The organism is Thermosynechococcus sp. M3746_W2019_013 (genome assembly GCF_015296045.1).
Lineage (GTDB): Bacteria > Cyanobacteriota > Cyanobacteriia > Thermosynechococcales > Thermosynechococcaceae > Thermosynechococcus.
In genome coordinates, this window is the sequence record NZ_DVDW01000042.1 from 1 (window position 1) to 19,194 (window position 19,194).

A 19,194-nucleotide genomic window follows, 5' to 3' on the forward strand; every position below is an offset into this window, starting at 1 on the left:
ACGTCACGGGGCTGACGGTGAAAGATTTTGAACTCCTCGTCAGCCTCGGCGTCTTTAACAGCGCGCTGATGAACGATGCGGTGTACAAGTTCAAGCGCTATGAAGATCCAAGCCTGGTTTATACGGGTATTAACCGTCACGAAGGGGAAGATATTGGGCTGTACGATACCGTTTTGCGCCGCTCCGATGACTGGCTAAATCAATCTTTAGCCTAGGAAAAGGTGGCAATAGAGGCCTCTGTGGGCAGTGGTAGCCGAAAGAGATGACAGGCGTTGAGAGTTGTCTGCCGTTCTAGTTCCGCAAGGTCACATTGTCGCAGGCGGGCTACGGCTTCGGCCACAAAGCGCACATAGCTGGGTTCGTTCCGCTTTTCACCCCGCTTGGGCACAGGGGCCAAAAAAGGACAATCGGTTTCAATGAGCAGGCGATCGCTGGGAACTATCTGCGCTGAGGCGTGAATTTGTTTAGCGTTCTTAAAGGTGACCGTGCCGCTAAAGCTAATAAAAAGACCCAGATTGAGAAACCATTCAGTTTCTTCGGGAGTTCCGCCCCAACAGTGCATGACCCCTCGAACCGGACCGCGATCGCGCACAAATTGCTGCAGCAGATCCCGGGCCGCCGCCGCTGCTTCGCGACAGTGGATGATCACGGGTAAATCCAATGCCTGGGCGACCTCCAACTGTGCCCAAAAGGCGGCCTCCTGTTGCTCGCGGTTCGTGGCTTTGTAAAAGTCTAGGCCGGTTTCGCCAATGGCCACCACCTTGGGTTCATTGCTGGCAAGGCTGGCAATTTTCTCCTTGAGTTCTGGCTGCCACTGCTGGGTATCCAAGGGATGGAGACCCACGGCCATAAACACTTCTGGAAACTGGGCACTCAGGCGCTGAATGGCTGGAAATTCCTGCGGTTCGACACAAGCATGCACCAAACGCACCACCCCCGCCGATCGCCAGCGCTCAGCTACTGCTTCCAGATCGGCCGCGTACTCTGGAAAATTCAGATGGACGTGGGTATCCACCAACATGGGGATTAGGCGGCAGGTTGCAGTGTTTTGTTGAGAATCCGTGTCAAGCGCGCCTTGCGACGGGCACCGGTATTGCGATGGAGAACGCCGCGCTTAACGGCTTTGTCAATTTTGCTAAAGGCTAAGTTCAGGCGTTGGTGGACTTCCGCCAGTTTTTCTGGGGTGGGGTCGGCGCTGTACTGACTAATGGCATTCAAGTAATTTTTAATCAAGGTACGCACTGCCGAGCGATAGGCCTTGTTGCGCAGACGGTTGCGCTCAGCAATTTGGGCACGTTTAGCGGCAGATTTAATGTTAGCCACAGCTCACCTGATGATCAATCACACGTTAAGAACAAATAACCATTATAACCGTTGACTGAGCGATCGCAAGATCTTGGCCGCTAGCATGGCGGCCCCAAAGCCATTGTCAATATTGACAACACCAATGCCGGGGGCACAGGAATTGAGCATTGTGAGCAGCGCCGCCAAACCAGCAAAGTTCGCGCCATAGCCAATACTGGTGGGCACCGCAATCACGGGCACTGAGACTAGCCCCGCCACCACACTGGGCAGTGCCCCCTCCATACCGGCAACAACAATTAGCACCGCCATCTGCTCAAGGCGATCGCGCACACTCAAGAGGCGATGAAGTCCCGCCACCCCCACATCCCAAAACCGCTCAACGCTAAACCCTGAGAGCTGCAACGTCACTGCCGCCTCCTCGGCCACGGGCAGATCCGCTGTACCGGCACAGACCAAACCCACCTGAAGCGGAAACTGCGGCGGCAAAATGGGGGCTGTACTGCAAATCTGTGCCTTTTCAAAATAGTGCAGTCCCCCAAGGCGCGATCGCACCGCCTCAAAAACCTCTGGGGAAATACGCGTGGCCATCACACAGGGATAGTGGGGACGCATCCGCTCCAGAATTTCAGCAATTTGCTGGGGGGTTTTCCCAGGCCCCCAAATGACCTCTGGAAAGCCCGTGCGCTGCTGCCGCTGGTGATCAAGGCGCGCGAAATCGCCAACGGGTTCGTAGGCAAGGTGTTGCAATTGGCGATAGGCCGTCTCTACAGTCAGTTCTCCTTGGGCAACTGCCGTCAAAATTTGCCGCAGTGAATCGGGCATTTAGCCTCCAATCCCCAGCCGACCAGCCAGCCCCGGTGCCATTGGAATGAGGGTAGCTGCCATCAAGAACAACAACAGCAGCCCCAAACCGGCACGGGTATCGTCCGGTTCTGTTATTTCATCGAGACTGGGCTGATCCACATCCCGCTGCAATAGCAGGATCACCAACGCCCAATACAGGGCCAAGGGGTTGACAATTGCCACCAAGCCCAAGACCACAAGGGTAATAATCGTCAGTCGTTTGGCGGTTTTCGTACCGTAAATAGCTTGAATAATCCGCCCGCCATCCAGTTGCCCTGCAGGCATCAAGTTCAAAGCAGTCATGATCAGCCCCAGCCAGCCCAGAATCACCAAGGGATGCACCATCACCACTTCGCTGTGCAATTGCTGCCCCAAAAAGAGCTTGGCGATCGTCCCCACTAAAATCGATCCTTGGAAAAAGAGGGTCGGCACCTCTAAACCCTGACCTGTGGGCGAGAGGACAAAGCCAATGCTCAACAGCAGCAGCGAAACACTACCGGCGGCGATCGCCCCCGCGGCCCCCATATCAAACAGTTGACTGCGATTGGCCAGGAAGGATTCAAGGCGGGTCATCGCACCAAAAGTCCCCAACTGCCACGCCGGCAAAAAGATCGGCGGCCCCAAGCGTGCCCGATAGCGTTTGGCCATTAACCAGTGGCCCACCTCCCGCACAGCCGCAATGCCAAAGAGGCCGAGGGCAAAGGGGAGCGATCGCTGAAAGAGGCCGGCAGTAGGATTCCCCAGTAGGCTAAAGCCCTGCAAAATGGCACTGGTCTCGAGACAGGTGCCCAGGGTGGCCACCGCCAACAGCACCGCCGCTAGCTTTTGGAGCTTGCCGGAGCGGATCGGCTCAGTGGTCATCGGCAAGATGACCACCATGGGCTTGCCCTCACTATTGGGCACCATAAAGAGGCGATAGCGATCGGGCAAGGCGGCCTGTAGTCGTTCGGTGAGTTGCTGATGCACCGCTTTAGCCTCACCCCGCAGATTCCCTGGACAGATCACGCCTCCCTTGTAGGGAATGTAATCGGTGGCAAAGTAGGTATCAACACTAAAGATGCTTTGAATGGCTTGCAAATCCTCAGGGGGAAGGCTAGGTTTCTCGGTAGGCGGCGCGGCGGTTGTCTGTTCTGTGGTGGCTTGCTCCAGTTCAGAACGCCCAGAAGCAGCCAAGGGGAGTTCTGCGGTGACTGCCAGCGATCGCAACCACCGCCCCAGGGCAATATAGGCCACAATCGAAAACACCAGCCCAAAGAGGACGGCGGCAAAGTTAATCACAATCCCAAAGCTGAGGCTGCCGAAAACCACCAGCCAAGGAAGCATCAGGACAAGGGTTTGCAGCCATGCCACTATCCCCATCTTGCCATAGGGCAGGTTGCGGTAGAGTCCCCAGGCCAATAGGGCGATCGCTCCCGCCAATAAGCCTACCGTAACTATCATGGATTACCTCCCGTATCTGTAAAGGTTAGCGCGTGGCCATCGCTGTCAGTTGGGTTAGCACTTGACTGGCCCGCTCCGTAAATTGCTGCATACCATTGGCATCAAAGGCCCGCTGGGACATCAAGGCCAAATCGTAGATATACTGACACAGCTTTTCGACCAATGTACCCGTTTCTGAGGTGCCGCTGGTTTGAATAATCGTTCCTTGGTTAAGGCTGAGGAGATTTTGCACCAAGGGATGGGCGGTGTTGACAACTAAGATATGCTCCTCCGGCAACTGCGCATTAGCTTGCTGCTGCATCATTGCCATCATCTCCTGCATCCGCCGACTGGCTTCAGGGAGTAGGATCATCGCCGGCGGGGCATCGGCCTTGAGGGCCTCGGTGCGGATTGTCAGCTTTGGCTTTTTCAGCACGGATTCAAAGAGGGCTTTAATCTGCTCACTGCGGGTTTTGTTGGTGGTGGGGTCAATGAGTTCGCTCTCTTTGCTCTTATCAATCAGGGTTTCATCCAGCTCCGCATCCACCCGCAGAAACTTGACATTGCTGTAGTTCTGCTCCAGCCACGGTACAAAGTGAGTATCAATAAAACTGTCCATAAAGAGAACTTCAATCCCTTGGCTCTTGAGCAGTTGCACATAGGTGGCTTGGTTCACCTCATCGGTGCAGTAATAGACGCGATTGCCTTGGCGCTCCTTGTTGCGCTCTAGGTATTGTTTGAGGGTGGTATAGGTTTTGCCATCCACTTGAATGCCCCCCTCAGCTGCCCAAACGTCGTCGCTGTCTTTGGAGGTCAATTCGGCAGTGGTGCGGTAGATGAGAATGTCTTCCACCTGCTTTTTGAACTTCTCATCGTTGATGGAGCCAAATTTAACGAAGGTGCCAAGGTCTTGCCATAGGCGCACGTAGGCAGCGGGGTCTTCGCGATATAGCTCCTTCAGGCGATCGCCCACCTTCTTGGCAATGTAGTCAGCAATTTTACGAACAGTGCGATCGTTTTGCAGGAAACTGCGGGACACATTTAGGGGAATATCGCTACTGTCAATCACCCCCCGCAGAGGCAGCAAAAAGCGGGGAATGATCTCTTCGCAGCTATCGCTGACAAAGACCTGATTGCAGTAGAGCTTAATTTGCCCCTTGGTGACATCAATATCGGGGCGCAGCTTGGGGAAGTAGAGAATCCCATTCACCACAAAGGGGTAGTCGGTATTGAGGTGAACCCATAGCAGGGGGTCTTCTTGGAAGGGATAGAGATAGCGATAGAACTCCAGATAGTCCTCTTTGCTGAGGCTATTGGGGGCACTCTTCCACGGCGCAATTTGTTTATTGATTTGCTCCCCTTCAAGTTTAATGGGAACGGGTAAAAAGTCACAGTACTTGCGAACCAACTCACGAATACGGGCTGGCTCTAGATACTCCAATTCACTGTCTTGAAGCGTCAGGGTGACTGTGGTGCCCACAGTGGTGCGCTGGCCATCGGAAAGGGTAAATTCCGTGGAACCATCACAGGTCCAATGGACAGGAACGGCGCCTTCACGGTAGGAAAGGGTATCAATTTCCACACGCTCAGCCACCATAAAGGCGGAGTAAAACCCCAATCCAAAGTGGCCGATGATGGCGTTTTCCCCTTCCCCTTTGTACTTTTGCACGAATTCCTCGGCACTGGAAAAGGCCACTTGGGTAATGTATTTTTTGACTTCCTCAGCGGTCATGCCGATGCCATTGTCGGCGATCGCTAACTTTTTGTTTTCTTTATCAATCGTGATCGTCACTTCGGGGTGATCCACATCGCCGCTATATTCCCCAGAGCGTGCCACCATCCGCAGTTTTTGAATGGCATCGACGGCGTTAGAGACCAGTTCCCGCAGGAAAATCTCATGATCGGAGTAGAGCCACTTTTTAATGATTGGAAAAATGTTCTCAGTGTGGATTGAAATGGTTCCCTGTTCCAACATGATCCTTCCCGTGAGTGTATTCTTGGTCAGACAACCTCTAGTGTATCGGTAGGGGTTGCCCTTCCTGTTGGCGGAAAACCGATCCCTCCAATGCTTCCCAAAGACTGACAATGACGTGATTAGCCACTAGAAATCCCTCTGGCTGTGTTAAGTGCAGGCGATCGCCCGCCAAAGAAAGCAACTCTGGAGACATTTTTACCGCTGCTGCCTGTAGGGCCTCAACCCAGGACGCAGGAAATTCAGCCGCCAAAGCCCTCAAAGACAGGCCATCGCTGAGGCGCAAGCCCAACATCAGGGTTTCCAACCAGCGATCCCACAGGGAATCTGGACTCCCTTGATTGAGACTCTCTGGTAAGCTTTGTAGCCATTGATAGTATTCACGGCGGGTACGCGGGCGGCTGAGACGGCGATGTTGGAGATAACTGGTGGCGCCCATGCCAAAGCCATAGTAGGATTGATTGCGCCAATAGACTTGATTGTGACGACAGGCAAACCCCGGTTGGGCATAGTTAGAAATTTCGTAGTGATCGTAGCCCGCTGCTGTTAACATCTCGTGAGCAAGGTGATAGGCGGCGGCAGTCTGATCGTGGCTGGGTAGGGGGGCTGCTTCGGGTTGATAGCGTTTGCTGAAGACGGTTTTTGGCTCAATGATGAGGTCATAGATAGACAGATGCGTTGGCTTGAAGGCGATCGCTTGCGCTAGGGAGGATTGCCAGTCTGCTAAGGATTGTTGCGGCAGGCCCGAAATTAGATCCATGCTCCAGTTTGCTACCCCCGCCCTATGAATCATCTCAACTGCACGCTCAACATCGGCCCCATCGTGACTGCGGCCACACAGCCGCAATAGCTCACTGTCAAAGGCCTGTACGCCCAAGCTGACACGATTGACCCCTGCCCTGAGATAGCCCTGCAATTGTTCTAAGTGAAATGTCCCCGGATCCATTTCCATGGAAATTTCCGCTCCTAGGGCAATGCCCATCTGGCGATCGAGGGCTTCCAGCAGTTGGCCAAAGTATTGAGGCGGGACTAGAGAAGGCGTTCCACCACCAAAAAAGATAGTTTGCAGCGGTAGCCCCTCAGTGGGGGTGTGGGCAATTTCTTGACACAGCGCCGCCACATACTCTTGAATCAGTGAGTCCGCCAGCGTCGGAGAATCTCCCACCACCGTAATTGGAAAGTCACAGTAGAAGCAGCGGCGCCGACAAAAGGGCAAATGGAGGTATGCAGCTGTAGTCATAGGCGTCTTCACTGGTTTTTGCCCCTATTGCGGAAAGAGTCGTTTCAGGGCCTCCTCTAGGGTGGGTGCCATCACAATCCGCTGATTATCCATCACGATGACCCGTGCCAAGGTGGGCAGTCGATTTTGATCGGCTTCGAGGTAAAGGGGTTCAACATACAGGAGCGATCGCTGGATGGGGATAATGAGGAGATTGCCCTGCACCGATCTTGACCCTTGGCGATTCCAGAGGGAAATTTGCTGCGAAATGACGGGGTCCTGATTGATCCGCGCCTCCATTTGTTCAGGACCAAAGACCAGTTCTTGCTTGGGAAAGACGTAGAGCAGAAGCTTGCCATAGTTCTGGCCATCGGAACGAGCCGCTAGCCAACCAATGAGGTTGGGACGATTCACGGGCGTAAAGGGGACCAGGAGAATAAACTCCTCCGTGTAGCCAATGGGCAGCTTGGTAATGAGATAGTAGGGGGCAACCGCTTGGGGTTTTTCGCGGTAGATCTCCTTGGGAATCTGCCAGAGGTCTTCGCGGTTGTAAAACACCACGGGATCGGTCATGTGGTATTTCAGGAGCTGCTCGGACTGCACTTGCAGCAGATCAATGGGATAGCGAATGTGGCGATAGAGCTGGTGGGGCATCGTACTCAAAGGATGAAAAAGGGTTGGGAAGATCCGCTGCCACGTGCGAATCATGACATCCTCAGGTTCCACCACATAAAAGGTGACATCGCCGTTATAGGCGTCCACCACCACTTTCACAGAGTTGCGAATGTAGTTAAACGAGTGCTCCCCCGGATCGCTGTAGGGATAGTAGCGACTGACGGTATAGGCATCAATCATCCAGTAGAGATAGCTGACCCCCGCCGTGCTCGAGCTAGTAGCAATCTCCTGTTCAGAGCGTGGATCAGCCACAACAAGGTAGGGCTCACTGTCAAAGCGCAGGAAGGGGGCGATCGCCCGCACGCGATCCTGAATCAATCGCCGAAAGAGAACCCGTGAGTCTGGCCGCAAGTTGGGGGTCAACAGGAGTTGCCAATCTCGAAAATAGACACTGTAGACCAAGCGTCGCCACCAACTGGCAATGGGCACACCCCCCGTGCCGTCATAGTGGTTATAAACATTTTCAGCCCCCCGCGGAAAGTCCAGTTCCGGGACCTCAGAGGGGACAAAGATATAGGTATTGGTGAGTTCACCGTAATAGATCCGTGGGTAGAAAAAGGGAATACTCTCCCGAATCTGTGGGGGATTGACCAGTAGCTCACCCGTATCGCCAATATCGCGAACAAAGTACTTGGGCAGACCATTGGCTTCCGCCGTATTTACCGGACTGATCGTGAAGCCATAGCCGTGGGTAAACACGAGGTGCTCATTAATCCAACTGCGGGCAAACTGCTGAACCGCACTGTAGTCCACTTCACGAGCAGCAATGAGGACTTGGCGAATTTCTGATTGGTCTTGATCGGGAGCCAGTTTCAGATAGTAGCGATCCAGAAAAGCCGCTGGAAACCGATAGTAGGAGCGCAGTTGTTGCAGTTGGCGGTTGGTTTCGAGAAGGGGGCGGGTATCCCAAAGGCGAATATTGCGGGTGGTGGCCGCATTGGCAGCAATGATTTCGGCATTCAGGTTATTTTCCGGCTGGAAAGGTTCCACCCGCATTTTTTCAAGGTTAAAACCTTCGCAGGTGTGGGTAAGGGTGCGTTGAATGTAGGGGAGTTCCCGTTGCAGTTGGTTGGGTTGAACAATGGCTGCTTCAATGGCTGTGGGTAGGAGCCAATCTACAATCAGGATGACCACCAGATAGCCCAAGGTAAAGCCAAAGAGGCCAGGGGCAATGGGGCCCAACCGCCGCTGCCCTTCTCCGCCCCGTCGAATCGCTGACCAAGCCAACAAACAGGCAACGGCAAAGGCTGAGGCCGAGAGCCAACCATAAAGGGGTAAGCGTACGGTGACATCGGTATAGCCTGCGCCAAAGGCTGCCCCCTTGGTCGAATAGAGAAGTTTATAGCGCTCTAGCCAGAAGCTAAGGGCCACTGTGGCAAAGACAAAGGCACTTAAGCCCTGTAAATGCCGCCGTTGCGATCGCACGAAGCCGAGGAATTTGCCATGACTGAGACTTTCATTGGCAAGGAGATAGCCCAAGGCCGTTCCCCCTAAGCCGACAACACTGAGGTTCACCAACCATAGGCGCAACAGTTCCCACAGGGGGATTTGAAACAGGTAAAAGCTAATGGAATGGTGAAAGAGCGGCTCAGTATGGGGATCACTGGCGGCAAACAGTCCCTTGAGGACAACTGGCCAACTGAGGCTGGCGATCGCCCCCATCGCGAGGCTCAAGAGAATGCCCAATCCCTGAAAGAGACCTACAGGCAACCACAGCCCCAGTATCAAGGCCACCAAACTCAGCCCTAGTAGCCAAGGATTCTGCACCATTTGCAGCGATAGCTCCGCCACCCGCCAAACACTCAATTGCGGCAGCAAAGGGCTGTTAAATGTCATTTCTGAGCGCTGTTGCCACAGTTGCAGCGCGATCGCCCCAATGTGGTAAGTTGCAACAATGAGCAGCCAAGTTAAACCGCCAGCACACAACAAAAGCCGCCATAGCCCCAGCCCCCGATAGGTACTCTGTGCCCTCAGAACTGGATCAAGGGTCACCGTACGTTGCCGCAGCAGCCAGCGTTGCTGCCAGCCATAGAAAAGCTGCGATACCCCCGCAACCGCCAGAAACAGTAGGGCTTGAACACTCCAGCGCTGCCAAACCACCGCCAAATAGCCCAGTTGATGAAACCAAAGGCTCTCGGCAATCAGGCGGCACAGCCCCACCCCAAGGGCGATCGCCAGCACCAATGCACAGAGCCAGCGCAACCAACGGGGCATGAGCTGTACAACGGCGAGCGACGGCATCAACCTCGAAAACTCGAAAAATCGTTAAAAGTAGGGTACAGTGCAGCTAGATACGTTCCTAAGGCCAGTTTAGCGATTTCACTAAGCGATTTCACTATGTTCTTGCGCTCAGGACTTGTTGCCCTTTTGAGTTTGATCCTGTTTCTTAGCCCAGCAGCCCCCAGTTGGGCCCTCGGGGGTGAATTGCCGCCCCTGAATGCCCCCGCACCCGACTTTTCTCTTCCCAGCAGTGTCAACGGTCAGCTCATTTCCCTCAAGGATTATCGCGGTAAGTGGGTGGTGCTGTACTTTTACCCCAAGGACTTTACCGCTGGCTGTACTCTTGAGGCCCAACGCTTTCAGCGAGATATTGAGCAATTTCATGTCCACAATGCCGAAGTCATTGGCGTCAGTGCCGACTCCGTGGACTCCCACGCAGATTTCTGTGACAGTGAAGGCTTGACCTTTCCCCTCCTATCTGACCCCGATGGCCAAGTCAGCAAAGCCTATGGTTCGTGGTTGGGGTTTGTCTCGCTGCGCCACAGTTTCATCATTGATCCTGAGGGCATCCTGCGGGAGCGCTATGTGAAAGTGAACCCCGCTATTCACAGTCAGGAGGTACTGGCTCGCCTCGAGGAACTGCAGCAGCAAGTATAACTCTATTGCTGCGGTGAGGGTTCAGGGGTCGCTGGAGATTCCTTTGGCACCTGCTGGGCCGCCCGCTGAATGGCATCTTTATACTTGGCAGGAGCTAATTCCACCGCTTTAGCATAGAGGGAAGCCGCCTCGGTCTTTTTCCCCTGTTCCGTCAGTGCCATCGCTTGGGCAAGCACTGGGCGAAAATCGTTGGGATTTTCTTTGCCAAGATTTTGGAAAAGGGTTAGCGCCTCATCATAGCGTTTTTGAGTCATATAGACATCGCCAAGCAGGAGTTGTACAGCCGTGACATCCACGCTCCCCGGTTGGACTTTATTGGCTTGCTCTGCTCCTTGGAGGGTCTCTTCAATCAGACCAATGGCAGCTTGAGGACGATTTTCCTTGAGGTAGAGATCCACCAGTGCCCGCAGGGCATTGAGGTTCCCCGGCGATTTAGCCAAAACCCCTTGAAACGTTTGGGCAGCCCCCTCGCGATCGCCCGTTTGTTGTTGCGCTTGCCCTAGGAGAATGGCATAGTCTGTTTGTTCGGGTCGCTGAGCCGCCAACCGCCGCAGGGGGTCAATGACGCTGGCAATCTCTCCTTTGCCCAGTTGAATCAGTTGCAACCGCGCCAGCACTAAGCCTTCTAATGCTGTGGCATTGTTAGGTTCCCGCTCCAGCACCAATTGATAGCCCTTTTCTTGGGCTTGCAGCTCTGCAACTTTGTCCCCAGCGGCAGGACTAGCCATCGGGCTTGGGGTAGCTTGGGGTGGCGTAAAGGCACTAGTGAGCAGAGGCATCACAGAAATGGCAATGAAGGGAATCATCCCCAATAGCAACACGAACAGGGTGATCCATTTCTTGCGCATTTTGCCTCCTAACCAACGTTTCCCTTGCCAGTATGATTCTAGCCTAGGGGGCATGGTCATCACTGCCAATTTTCATTTGGCTTCCCCTTGCTAAAATTTGAAAAATTCCTCGGAGAGCTGCCATGAGTGAACTAACGCCAGAAACCATCAATTGTGCAGAGGCCTGTGTCAATGGCTGTGTCTTGGGCGATCGCTGTCCTAACCGCGAGTACATTGCTGCTGCCAGCAAGTTTATGCATGAGACCCCCCTCGATCAGATTTTGCAAATTGCAGCAGATAGCTACCCAAAACGCCTCTTGGCCTCAATTGAGCGCGATCGCCAGCGAGCAGCAAACCCACCCCAAGAATAACTCCAGCTGTTGATGTCTCGTCTGCGTGCATTGCAGGGGTACTTGCTCCTGCGGCTTTTACTTGCGCCACTCATGCTGTGGACAATTGTCACCGTCGTCTTTTTGCTGCTGCGAGCCACGCCAGGAGATCCCGTGGATGCGATTTTAGGCCCCCGTGCTCCGGCCGCTGTAAAGGAGGCCTTGCGGCAACAATTGGGCTTGGCGCAACCCCTATGGCAGCAATACTTGAATTATTTAGGGCAACTTCTGCAATTTGATCTGGGAACCTCCCTCACCAGTCAAGGGGAAGCAGTCACTAGTATCATTGCCAAGCATTTTCCGGCCACAGCAGAATTGAGCCTCGTCAGTCTGGCGATCGCCTTTGGCTTAGGAGTGCTCATTGGCAGTCTCGCTGCGGTTAAATCCGGAACTGCTTGGGATATGGCTGGCCGTCTCTTTGGCATCATTACCTATGCCTTGCCCCTCTTTTGGTTCGGGATGCTCCTGCAACTGCTCTTTGCGGTGAAGCTGCGTTGGCTTCCCTTGGGCAGCCGCTACCCCATCACCGCAACACCCCCCCAAGGCCCCACTGGGCTGTACATGCTTGATGCGCTCCTGAATGGCAATCTTCAGCAACTGGGAACTGCGTTGACCTACTTGCTTCTACCTGCGGTCACGCTGGCGATCGTCCTCAGTGGCATCTTTGAGCGCATTGTGCGGGTGAATCTCAAGCAAACGTTAGTGGCAGATTATGTAGAAGCCGCCCGGGCCCGTGGTATTCCTGAACATCGAATCCTCATTCACCATGCCCTCAAGAACGCCCTAATTCCCGTGATCACGGTTTTGGGCTTCACCCTTGCCAGCCTCTTGGGAGGAGCAGTGTTAACAGAGGTAACCTTTTCTTGGCCGGGACTGGGGCAGCGACTCTACGAAGCCATTACTCTGCGGGATTATCCGACGGTGCAAGGAATTGTGGTTTTCTTTGCCGTGATTGTGGTCGCTGCCAGCATTCTCATTGACGTGGTCAATGCTTGGATTGACCCCCGCATCCACTACTAACTTTTTGGCACCTACCGATACAATAAAGAGCGAAACAACGTAACAAATCTTAAAGCTAGGAGGTTATACACCATGGCTCTAGCCGTTGGTACACCCGCCCCCCCCTTTACTGCCAAAGACACCCATGGCAACACGGTCTCCCTCAGTGACTTTGCAGGTAAAACCGTGGTGCTGTACTTTTACCCCAAGGATGATACCCCCGGCTGCACTAAGGAGGCCTGTAGCTTTCGCGACAACTATGCCGCCTATCAGGACAAAAATATCGTCGTTTTGGGCGTGAGTGCAGATGACGAAACCTCACACCAAAAGTTCACTGAGAAATTTAACCTTCCCTTCCCCCTGCTGGCGGATGTTGATAGGTCAATTATCAAAGCCTACGACGTGGATGGGGGCGGCTACGCCAAGCGAGTTACCTATGTGATTGACGGCAATGGCATCATTTCCCATGTCTATACCAGCGTGAAAACCGAGACCCACGCCACCGACATTTTGGCGGATCTTGGCTTGTAGGCCACTCCAATAAAGGCATCATTAATAAACATTAATAAAGTAATAGTGAGGCGGCTAGAGCAGCTCTGGCTGCCTTTTTGTTAATTAATTGAACGGAGAGAGAGGGATTCGAACCCTCGGTGGCATCACTGCCACACTCGATTTCAAGTCGAGCGCATTCGACCACTCTGCCATCTCTCCCAGCATTCTTTATTTTAGCCTTAGTTCGAATGCCAAGGGCCAAGGAGTAGACGGCAACAGGTGAAGGATTAGCTGTTCTTCAGGCAGAGATCCCAGAGATCGAACTCATCTCTAAGTCAGTAGTCTGAGTTTGGAAGTTGCCAAACGCTTGGTTGGCCTTGGCTACATCATTCACCACAATCCCCAGAATCTTTTGCCGTAAACCCAGATCGCAGGCTTTCAGCACTTCGGCCAAGGCCTCCTGTCGTGTTTGCCTTAGGCGCACCACCAACAGAGCCCGCTCTAGTGCTGTCAGCACTCGATATGTATCCGCAGCAGCGAGGATCGCAGGGACATCAACAATCACGAAGTCAAAAGTTTCTTTAGTGCTGTCTAGGAAATCAAACCAGCGATAAGAACTAAACACTGCCATGGGTTCCTGCTGCGCCTGACCTGCCGTCAATACCCAGAGTCCTTCAGTAGAATTGGCCAAAAGACTAGACCAGTGGGGCAGAGGCATTGTTCCCTGCAACAGTTCCCCTAAACCAGTGACGTTGGGAATGCCAAGAGCTTGATGGAGGCTTGGCTGGTGCAAATTGGCATCCACCAGCAAGACCCGCTTTCCCGTCGCTGCTGCCGCCAAAGCAAGATAAAGGGCAATGGTGGTTTGTCTTTCTTGACCACTGATGCCCATAATTGCTAAGGAGTGGGGTAACCCCAACGCTTCTAACTGCGTCAACAGGAAGTAAAAACTTTCCTTAAAAGCAGGACTTACCCCCGGCAAACGGTGCTGCAACCCCCACAACGTCAACGGTGTCTCTAAACGACTAAAAGCCAGTTGATCAAAGGTCTTGGTCACAGGAATCTGACCCAAAATAGGTAAGGGGGTCTGTTGGCGAATCCGCTCCACCTCTAGACAGCGATCATCCAACCAATCCACGATCAAGGCAACCAGCACCCCAGAGACTCCCCCAAGCGCCAAAGCGATCAACAATGCTGTTGACAAACGCATGGTCAACTCATACCGCTTCAGATCCCCAATATCGGAAAGAAGCTTCCATGTAAAGTCGCGCTGGGCAATTTGGAGTTGCAGGTTTTGCCGTGTCTGCAATAGCAGTGTTAGGGATTCTAGTGTGGCTGCAAAACGTTGCTCAATTTTGCGGTAAGGGTTTGCAAGCCTTATCAGTCGGGATATTTCTGCTTCAGTTGCTTGAATTTGATTACTCAATTCCGTATCTGCTCTTTTGAGAGCTTCAAGCTCAACTTTTGCCTCTAGGTATTTCTCAATCAGGGAGTCAGAGACTGCACTTTCGTAACCAATTAAGGCTTCAGGGCGAGGAACTTGGTTCCGGTATCGAATCGTTATTTGTCGACCTTGGCGCTTAGCCTGAGCCAGTAGTTGCCGCTTTTGTTCTTCTAGGGCTTGGACTGTGGGCGATCTGTCCGTTAACTTGCTCCGCTGTTCCACCAACTGTATTTCCGTTTCGGTGAGTCCCTCCAGTAATTTTTCATAATTTTTCGAAGCAGCTAAGTTAGAAGCAGCTAATGCCTCATCAGGAGAGAGCTTTAACTGCGCCTTTAGGGAGTTAAATGCTTCCTGTGTAGATTCCAGTTTTACTCTATTTTCGTTTTTTTTAGATTCCAACTCAGTTAGAAGGTTAGCATAGAGCTGAAGATCACTGATCTCAGAGACTGGAGTTTTAGAAGTCGCAGAAGGTATAGAATCAGGACGTAAAACTCGATTTTGATACCGGAACTCATTGAGTTGACTGTCAAGATCATCAATTTGACTAAGGGCCTTTTGAATTTCTTGGTTAACGTAGCGAAGATTATCTGATATTTGCTCTTGTTTTTGTGTCTCATTAAACTTTTTTAATTCCTCAGCAATGATTTTTAAGGCAGATTCTACCTTTGTTTTATCTTTGGCAATAAAAGTAATATTTACTATTTTTGAGCTACCTTTGCTAAGCAATTTTCGTTCTTCTTGATTCTTACTAATTTTTATGGACTTAAGAAACCTTTTATAGGAATATTTCTCTCGATCTAAATCGGGATTATCTTGAAGAAACTTTTCATAAATGGGTTGGAGGATGGTATCACTACTGAGTATCTGAACTAGTGTTTCTACATCCCCCTCCGTTGATTCTGATTCTAGAGGTAGAGGCAGAGGTGCAAGATTACGGATTAAATCTAACCCTGCCGCTGGTCGAGTACCTAAGGGTTTGATGGGTTCAACTTGCAGCAAAATGGAGTATTGATAGTTCCTTACAAAGAGGTAATAGTACCCCAAGTAGCCAATTGCAACAAATGCACCAACTAATGCAGCAACCGCTGAACGCCGCTTCAAACCTCGCAATAGTTCGTCAATGGTGACTTTGTCAATGGGTCGCGGCTGCCACAAACTCAGTTGTGAAGCTTCAGGGGAAAAGGACAGATGGTTATTTTCACTGGACATGGTGGACTCTCAAGAAATCTTAAAGACGATAGTAGTCACGATACCACTCCACAAACTGTTGTACACCAATCTCAACAGGGGTAACGGGTTCATAACCTGTATCTTCTTTGAGGGCGGTTACATCGGCATAGGTATCAGGCACATCTCCCGGCTGCAAGGGTAAAAAAGTTATGAGAGCCTTTTTGCCAAGGTACTGCTCCAAAAGCTCAATGTAGCGGAGAAGCTCAATGGGACGATGGGCGCCAATGTTGTACACTCGCCAGGGTGCTAAACTGGTGGCGGGATCTGGTGTTTCGCCACACCAAGCAGGGTTGGGGACTGCTGGCCGATCCAAGACGCGCAGAATACCTTCGACAATGTCATCAATGTAGGTAAAGTCACGGCGATGTTTCCCATAGTTAAAGACGGGTAGGGGTTCATTATTCAGGATGGCCCTAGTGAACTTAAACAGTGCCATGTCAGGGCGACCCCAAGGGCCATAGACGGTAAAAAAGCGCAGTCCCGTTGTCGGAATATTATAGAGGTGGCTGTAAGTGTGTGCCATGAGTTCGTTGGCCTTCTTGGTTGCTGCATACAGGCTCAGTGGATGATCAACGTTATCGTGAACAGAAAAAGGTAACTTTCTATTCGCGCCATAAACACTGGAACTACTGGCATAGACCAAATGCTCTACTTGGTGATGGCGGCAAGCTTCTAAAATGTGGAGAAAACCAACGATATTACTATCAATGTAGGCAAAAGGATTTTCTAAGGAATAACGCACGCCTGCCTGGGCTGCTAAGTGGATCACCCTTTGGGGAGAAAAATCTGCAAAGAGCTGGTTTACCCCTTGGCGGTCAACTAAATCAATTTTTCGGAAAATAAACTGACCTGGCTGGCTAGAAGCATTCAGGTGCTCTAAGCGAGATTTCTTAAGGTTGACGTCATAGTAGTTATTCAAATTATCCAATCCAATTACGCGATCGCCCCGCCGTAGGAGTGCTAGAGCCACCCCATGGCCAATAAATCCGGCCACACCGGTTACCAAAACATCCATCACTACCTCCTTGAAAACTTAAAGGCGCCCATCTGCATCTTCCTTGGACAACACCCACTTGACATCATACAGAGCACTTGGGGTTTTTAAGCAACGGCGAATTCCAGCAGCACCCAATTCACAAAATTGACGATGAGCAACTGCAATCACTGCACCATCCCAGTACTCTGGGTACAACTCCTCAATCAGTGAAATGCCATACTCCTTTTTAGCCAATTCAGGATCAGCCCATGGATCATAAACATCTACTTGAATACCATAATCTCGCAACTCGGAAATCACATCCACAACACGTGTATTGCGAAGGTCAGGGCAATTTTCCTTAAACGTTAGACCCATGACGAGCACCCTTGCTTGTTGTGGATGAATTCCTTTTTGGATTAAAAGCTTAATAAACTGTTGAGCTACATAAATGCCCATATAGTCGTTAATTCGTCGGCCGGCTAAAATCAATTCAGGGTGATAACCGTAGGCAGATGCCTGATAGGTTAAATAGTAAGGATCTACACCAATGCAGTGACCGCCTACCAATCCCGGACGGAAAGGTAGAAAATTCCACTTTGTTCCTGCGGCTGTTAGTACCTCTTGGGTGTCGATCCCTAGGCGATTAAAGAGAATAGAAAGCTCATTCACTAAAGCAATATTCACATCTCGCTGAATATTTTCGATGACCTTAGCAGCTTCTGCTACCCTAATTGAGCTGCATTTATAGGTTCCTGCGGGTATATATTGAAGCATAGACACAATCTACAATCTCTGCCACTTCAGGAGTTGATCCAGAGGTAATTTTAACAATCGTTGTCAAACGATGTTCTTTATCTCCTGGATTGATTCGTTCTGGACTATAACCTACAAAGAAATCTTGATTAAAAATAAGGCCAGAAGCTTGCTCAAGAATGGGTACACAAATTTCTTCAGTGACACCTGGATAGACGGTGGATTCATACACAACAATACTGTTGCGAGGGAGAACACTACCGAGATGTTGAGAAGCGGTTTTAAGAAACCCTAAGTCAGGCACTTTGTGATCATCCACAGGAGTTGGAACTGCGACCACAAAAAAAGAACATTTTTTCAAGTCTTGAATATTGGCTGTGTAAGTTAAATATGAGGCACTTTTTAGCTCTTCAGAACTAACTTCACCTGTGTGATCATGTCCTTTGATAAGTTGTGATACTCGCAGCAAATTGAGATCATATCCTAAAGTAGGATATTTTTTGCCGAACTCTACTGCTAAAGGAAGACCCACATATCCAAGACCAATCACAGCAATTGAAAGTTTGTTATGTTCCATCTGAATCATTCTACTCTCCTAGCTCCTCTGCAAATAATTGAAGGTACTGGGCATTAATTTTTTTGATGTCAAAATCTTCAACAGCTTTTTGATAACTACGGTACCCCATTAAGGGAATCAACTCTGGTTGCTGAATAAATACTTCCATAGCTTTTGTTAAGGCACTGACATCACGCGGCGGAACCAAAAAACCACTATAGCTGTGAATAACGGTTTCACGACAACCCGGCACATCTGTGGTGATAATTGGTCGACCAATAGCCATGGCCTCCTGAATACTTCGAGGAATACCCTCTCGGTAATAAGAAGGGAGGACAAAAATACTGGTTTTGCCGAAATAGCTTTTACAATCCACAAAGCCAAACCATTGAATAATCCCAGCATCAATGAACTTCTGAAGATCTTCTTTAACTAGAGATCCAGGATTGGTATCAAAATCTCCCAATAGCCAAAATTCAACTTTTGGATAGTTTGCTTTTAGTCGGGATGCTGCTTGCACAAACTCCAAAATACCTTTCTCTCGGAGGAGACGTGCAGCTAGAGTAAAGACTAAAGGAGATGTAGGAGCAGGAGAAAACTGCCACTCATTGAAGTTAACACCAGTACCTTTAATCAAAGCTACTTTATCGCCTGGCAGTTGGCATAGCTTCTTAATTTCAGCACAGTCATCTGAGTTTTGGAAAATTACTTTTGTTGCTGATGGCAGAGTGATTTTATAAAGTAAAGCTAGTATATTTCCTATACATTTATCTCTCATTGATTTATCATTCATACAAAAGAAATATCCTAAGCCTGTAAACAGTGCAAATCTTTTTTCAATTCCTAGGAGCTTGGCAGCAGTTAATCCCCAAACAATTGGCTTAGCAGTAAATGCAAGAATACAGGATGGATTAATTTTTTTAATGAGACTCATTAAAGATACTAAAGTGTGAATATCATGAAATGGATTAGCACTATTCCGCTCAAGGTAGAACTCATCAAAAGATGCCCCTAATTCTAGGATTGCTCTTTTTTCCTTCTCTGAGGATGCAGGAACCATACAGTGAACACTATAACCAGATGTAATTAAGTCAATAATTAAATCCTTACGAAAGTTAACTAGCATAGAAGCTTTATTACCAATGATGGCAAGTCTATAGCTTTCTCTATTAGTAGAATTATTAAGTTTTGATTCAGACATAGAATACCCCATAA

General features: G+C 50.6%; 16 protein-coding genes, 1 tRNA gene and 1 pseudogene. 5 read left to right on the forward strand and 13 right to left on the reverse strand.

Going from position 1 to position 19,194, the window contains the following annotated elements; all coding sequences use genetic code 11:
* A partial coding sequence (locus IGQ16_RS07725) for a hypothetical protein (protein WP_297060918.1) occupies positions 1 to 215 on the forward strand: 215 nt, incomplete at its 5' end.
* On the opposite strand, the gene IGQ16_RS07730 is transcribed toward IGQ16_RS07725, so the two are convergent.
* The 7 genes from IGQ16_RS07730 to IGQ16_RS07760 are packed head-to-tail and all read right to left on the reverse strand — an operon-like array spanning position 212 to position 9,647.
* Complete coding sequence (locus tag IGQ16_RS07730; protein WP_297039367.1) at positions 212 to 1,021, reverse strand: TatD family hydrolase; 810 nt, start codon at positions 1,019 to 1,021, stop codon at positions 212 to 214. The genes IGQ16_RS07725 and IGQ16_RS07730 overlap by 4 nt on opposite strands.
* Positions 1,022 to 1,026: 5 nt before the next feature.
* Complete coding sequence (rpsT, locus tag IGQ16_RS07735; RefSeq protein WP_024124494.1) at positions 1,027 to 1,323, reverse strand: 30S ribosomal protein S20; 297 nt, start codon at positions 1,321 to 1,323, stop codon at positions 1,027 to 1,029.
* Positions 1,324 to 1,365: 42 nt separating this feature from the next.
* On the reverse strand, positions 1,366 to 2,127 hold the full coding sequence (gene larB / locus IGQ16_RS07740; RefSeq protein ID WP_024124495.1) for a nickel pincer cofactor biosynthesis protein LarB: 762 nt from the start codon (positions 2,125 to 2,127) through the stop codon (positions 1,366 to 1,368).
* On the reverse strand, positions 2,128 to 3,588 hold the full coding sequence (locus tag IGQ16_RS07745) for a site-2 protease family protein (RefSeq protein ID WP_297060920.1): 1,461 nt from the start codon (positions 3,586 to 3,588) through the stop codon (positions 2,128 to 2,130).
* Between the two features lie 25 nt (positions 3,589 to 3,613).
* Positions 3,614 to 5,542: a molecular chaperone HtpG gene (htpG, locus tag IGQ16_RS07750; protein ID WP_297060922.1), complete on the reverse strand. Its 1,929-nt coding sequence runs from the start codon at positions 5,540 to 5,542 to the stop codon at positions 3,614 to 3,616.
* Positions 5,543 to 5,579: 37 nt separating this feature from the next.
* On the reverse strand, positions 5,580 to 6,779 hold the full coding sequence (gene hemW / locus IGQ16_RS07755) for a radical SAM family heme chaperone HemW (RefSeq protein ID WP_297039380.1): 1,200 nt from the start codon (positions 6,777 to 6,779) through the stop codon (positions 5,580 to 5,582).
* Between the two features lie 24 nt (positions 6,780 to 6,803).
* Complete coding sequence (locus tag IGQ16_RS07760; RefSeq protein WP_297060924.1) at positions 6,804 to 9,647, reverse strand: UPF0182 family protein; 2,844 nt, start codon at positions 9,645 to 9,647, stop codon at positions 6,804 to 6,806.
* A 123-nt stretch (positions 9,648 to 9,770) separates the two neighbouring features.
* On the opposite strand from IGQ16_RS07760, the gene IGQ16_RS07765 reads away from it, so the two are divergent.
* On the forward strand, positions 9,771 to 10,310 hold the full coding sequence (locus tag IGQ16_RS07765; protein ID WP_297039383.1) for a peroxiredoxin: 540 nt from the start codon (positions 9,771 to 9,773) through the stop codon (positions 10,308 to 10,310).
* A gap of 2 nt (positions 10,311 to 10,312) precedes the next feature.
* Here the strand turns inward: IGQ16_RS07765 and IGQ16_RS07770 are convergent, their stop codons facing one another.
* Positions 10,313 to 11,158 (reverse strand): tetratricopeptide repeat protein, encoded by an 846-nt coding sequence (locus tag IGQ16_RS07770; RefSeq protein WP_024124501.1) that lies wholly within the window; start codon positions 11,156 to 11,158, stop codon positions 10,313 to 10,315.
* Positions 11,159 to 11,280: 122 nt separating this feature from the next.
* On the opposite strand from IGQ16_RS07770, the gene IGQ16_RS07775 reads away from it, so the two are divergent.
* The 3 genes from IGQ16_RS07775 (at position 11,281) to IGQ16_RS07785 (ending at position 13,056) form a co-directional block, all read left to right on the forward strand.
* The gene (locus IGQ16_RS07775; RefSeq protein WP_011057038.1) at positions 11,281 to 11,508 is read left to right on the forward strand and encodes a hypothetical protein; all 228 of its coding nucleotides are present in this window, start codon (positions 11,281 to 11,283) and stop codon (positions 11,506 to 11,508) included.
* A 12-nt stretch (positions 11,509 to 11,520) separates the two neighbouring features.
* On the forward strand, positions 11,521 to 12,546 hold the full coding sequence (locus IGQ16_RS07780; protein WP_297039390.1) for an ABC transporter permease: 1,026 nt from the start codon (positions 11,521 to 11,523) through the stop codon (positions 12,544 to 12,546).
* A gap of 72 nt (positions 12,547 to 12,618) precedes the next feature.
* A complete protein-coding gene (locus IGQ16_RS07785; RefSeq protein ID WP_024124504.1) occupies positions 12,619 to 13,056 on the forward strand; it encodes a peroxiredoxin in 438 nt (145 codons plus the stop codon).
* A gap of 93 nt (positions 13,057 to 13,149) precedes the next feature.
* Here the strand turns inward: IGQ16_RS07785 and IGQ16_RS07790 are convergent.
* From IGQ16_RS07790 to IGQ16_RS07815, 5 genes and pseudogenes are all read right to left on the reverse strand, one after another.
* Positions 13,150 to 13,236 (reverse strand) — tRNA-Ser (locus tag IGQ16_RS07790).
* 79 nt (positions 13,237 to 13,315) lie between these two features.
* Entirely contained in the window at positions 13,316 to 15,670 is a 2,355-nt protein-coding gene (locus IGQ16_RS07795) for a polysaccharide biosynthesis tyrosine autokinase (protein WP_297060927.1), read from the reverse strand.
* A 19-nt stretch (positions 15,671 to 15,689) separates the two neighbouring features.
* Positions 15,690 to 16,706, reverse strand: a complete 1,017-nt coding sequence (locus tag IGQ16_RS07800) for an NAD-dependent epimerase (protein WP_297060929.1) — start codon at positions 16,704 to 16,706, stop codon at positions 15,690 to 15,692.
* An 18-nt stretch (positions 16,707 to 16,724) separates the two neighbouring features.
* Positions 16,725 to 18,009 (reverse strand): annotated as a pseudogene (locus IGQ16_RS11750) (nucleotide sugar dehydrogenase).
* A gap of 1 nt (position 18,010) precedes the next feature.
* Complete coding sequence (locus tag IGQ16_RS07815; RefSeq protein ID WP_297060934.1) at positions 18,011 to 19,180, reverse strand: glycosyltransferase family 4 protein; 1,170 nt, start codon at positions 19,178 to 19,180, stop codon at positions 18,011 to 18,013.
* Positions 19,181 to 19,194 lie beyond the last annotated feature (14 nt).

What these genes read in the sequence shown, in the direction of transcription:
- larB (WP_024124495.1), bottom strand. Translation starts at nt 2,127, where the DNA reads ATGCCCGATTCACTGCGGCAAATTTTGACGGCAGTTGCCCAAGGAGAA.
- IGQ16_RS07775 (WP_011057038.1), top strand. Translation starts at nt 11,281, where the DNA reads ATGAGTGAACTAACGCCAGAAACCATCAATTGTGCAGAGGCCTGTGTC.
- IGQ16_RS07760 (WP_297060924.1), bottom strand. Translation starts at nt 9,647, where the DNA reads ATGCCCCGTTGGTTGCGCTGGCTCTGTGCATTGGTGCTGGCGATCGCC.
- IGQ16_RS07815 (WP_297060934.1), bottom strand. Translation starts at nt 19,180, where the DNA reads ATGTCTGAATCAAAACTTAATAATTCTACTAATAGAGAAAGCTATAGA.
- IGQ16_RS07785 (WP_024124504.1), top strand. Translation starts at nt 12,619, where the DNA reads ATGGCTCTAGCCGTTGGTACACCCGCCCCCCCCTTTACTGCCAAAGAC.
- IGQ16_RS07730 (WP_297039367.1), bottom strand. Translation starts at nt 1,021, where the DNA reads ATGTTGGTGGATACCCACGTCCATCTGAATTTTCCAGAGTACGCGGCC.
- IGQ16_RS07745 (WP_297060920.1), bottom strand. Translation starts at nt 3,588, where the DNA reads ATGATAGTTACGGTAGGCTTATTGGCGGGAGCGATCGCCCTATTGGCC.
- IGQ16_RS07765 (WP_297039383.1), top strand. Translation starts at nt 9,771, where the DNA reads ATGTTCTTGCGCTCAGGACTTGTTGCCCTTTTGAGTTTGATCCTGTTT.
- IGQ16_RS07795 (WP_297060927.1), bottom strand. Translation starts at nt 15,670, where the DNA reads ATGTCCAGTGAAAATAACCATCTGTCCTTTTCCCCTGAAGCTTCACAA.
- htpG (WP_297060922.1), bottom strand. Translation starts at nt 5,542, where the DNA reads ATGTTGGAACAGGGAACCATTTCAATCCACACTGAGAACATTTTTCCA.
- IGQ16_RS07780 (WP_297039390.1), top strand. Translation starts at nt 11,521, where the DNA reads ATGTCTCGTCTGCGTGCATTGCAGGGGTACTTGCTCCTGCGGCTTTTA.
- IGQ16_RS07800 (WP_297060929.1), bottom strand. Translation starts at nt 16,706, where the DNA reads ATGGATGTTTTGGTAACCGGTGTGGCCGGATTTATTGGCCATGGGGTG.
- hemW (WP_297039380.1), bottom strand. Translation starts at nt 6,779, where the DNA reads ATGACTACAGCTGCATACCTCCATTTGCCCTTTTGTCGGCGCCGCTGC.
- IGQ16_RS07770 (WP_024124501.1), bottom strand. Translation starts at nt 11,158, where the DNA reads ATGCGCAAGAAATGGATCACCCTGTTCGTGTTGCTATTGGGGATGATT.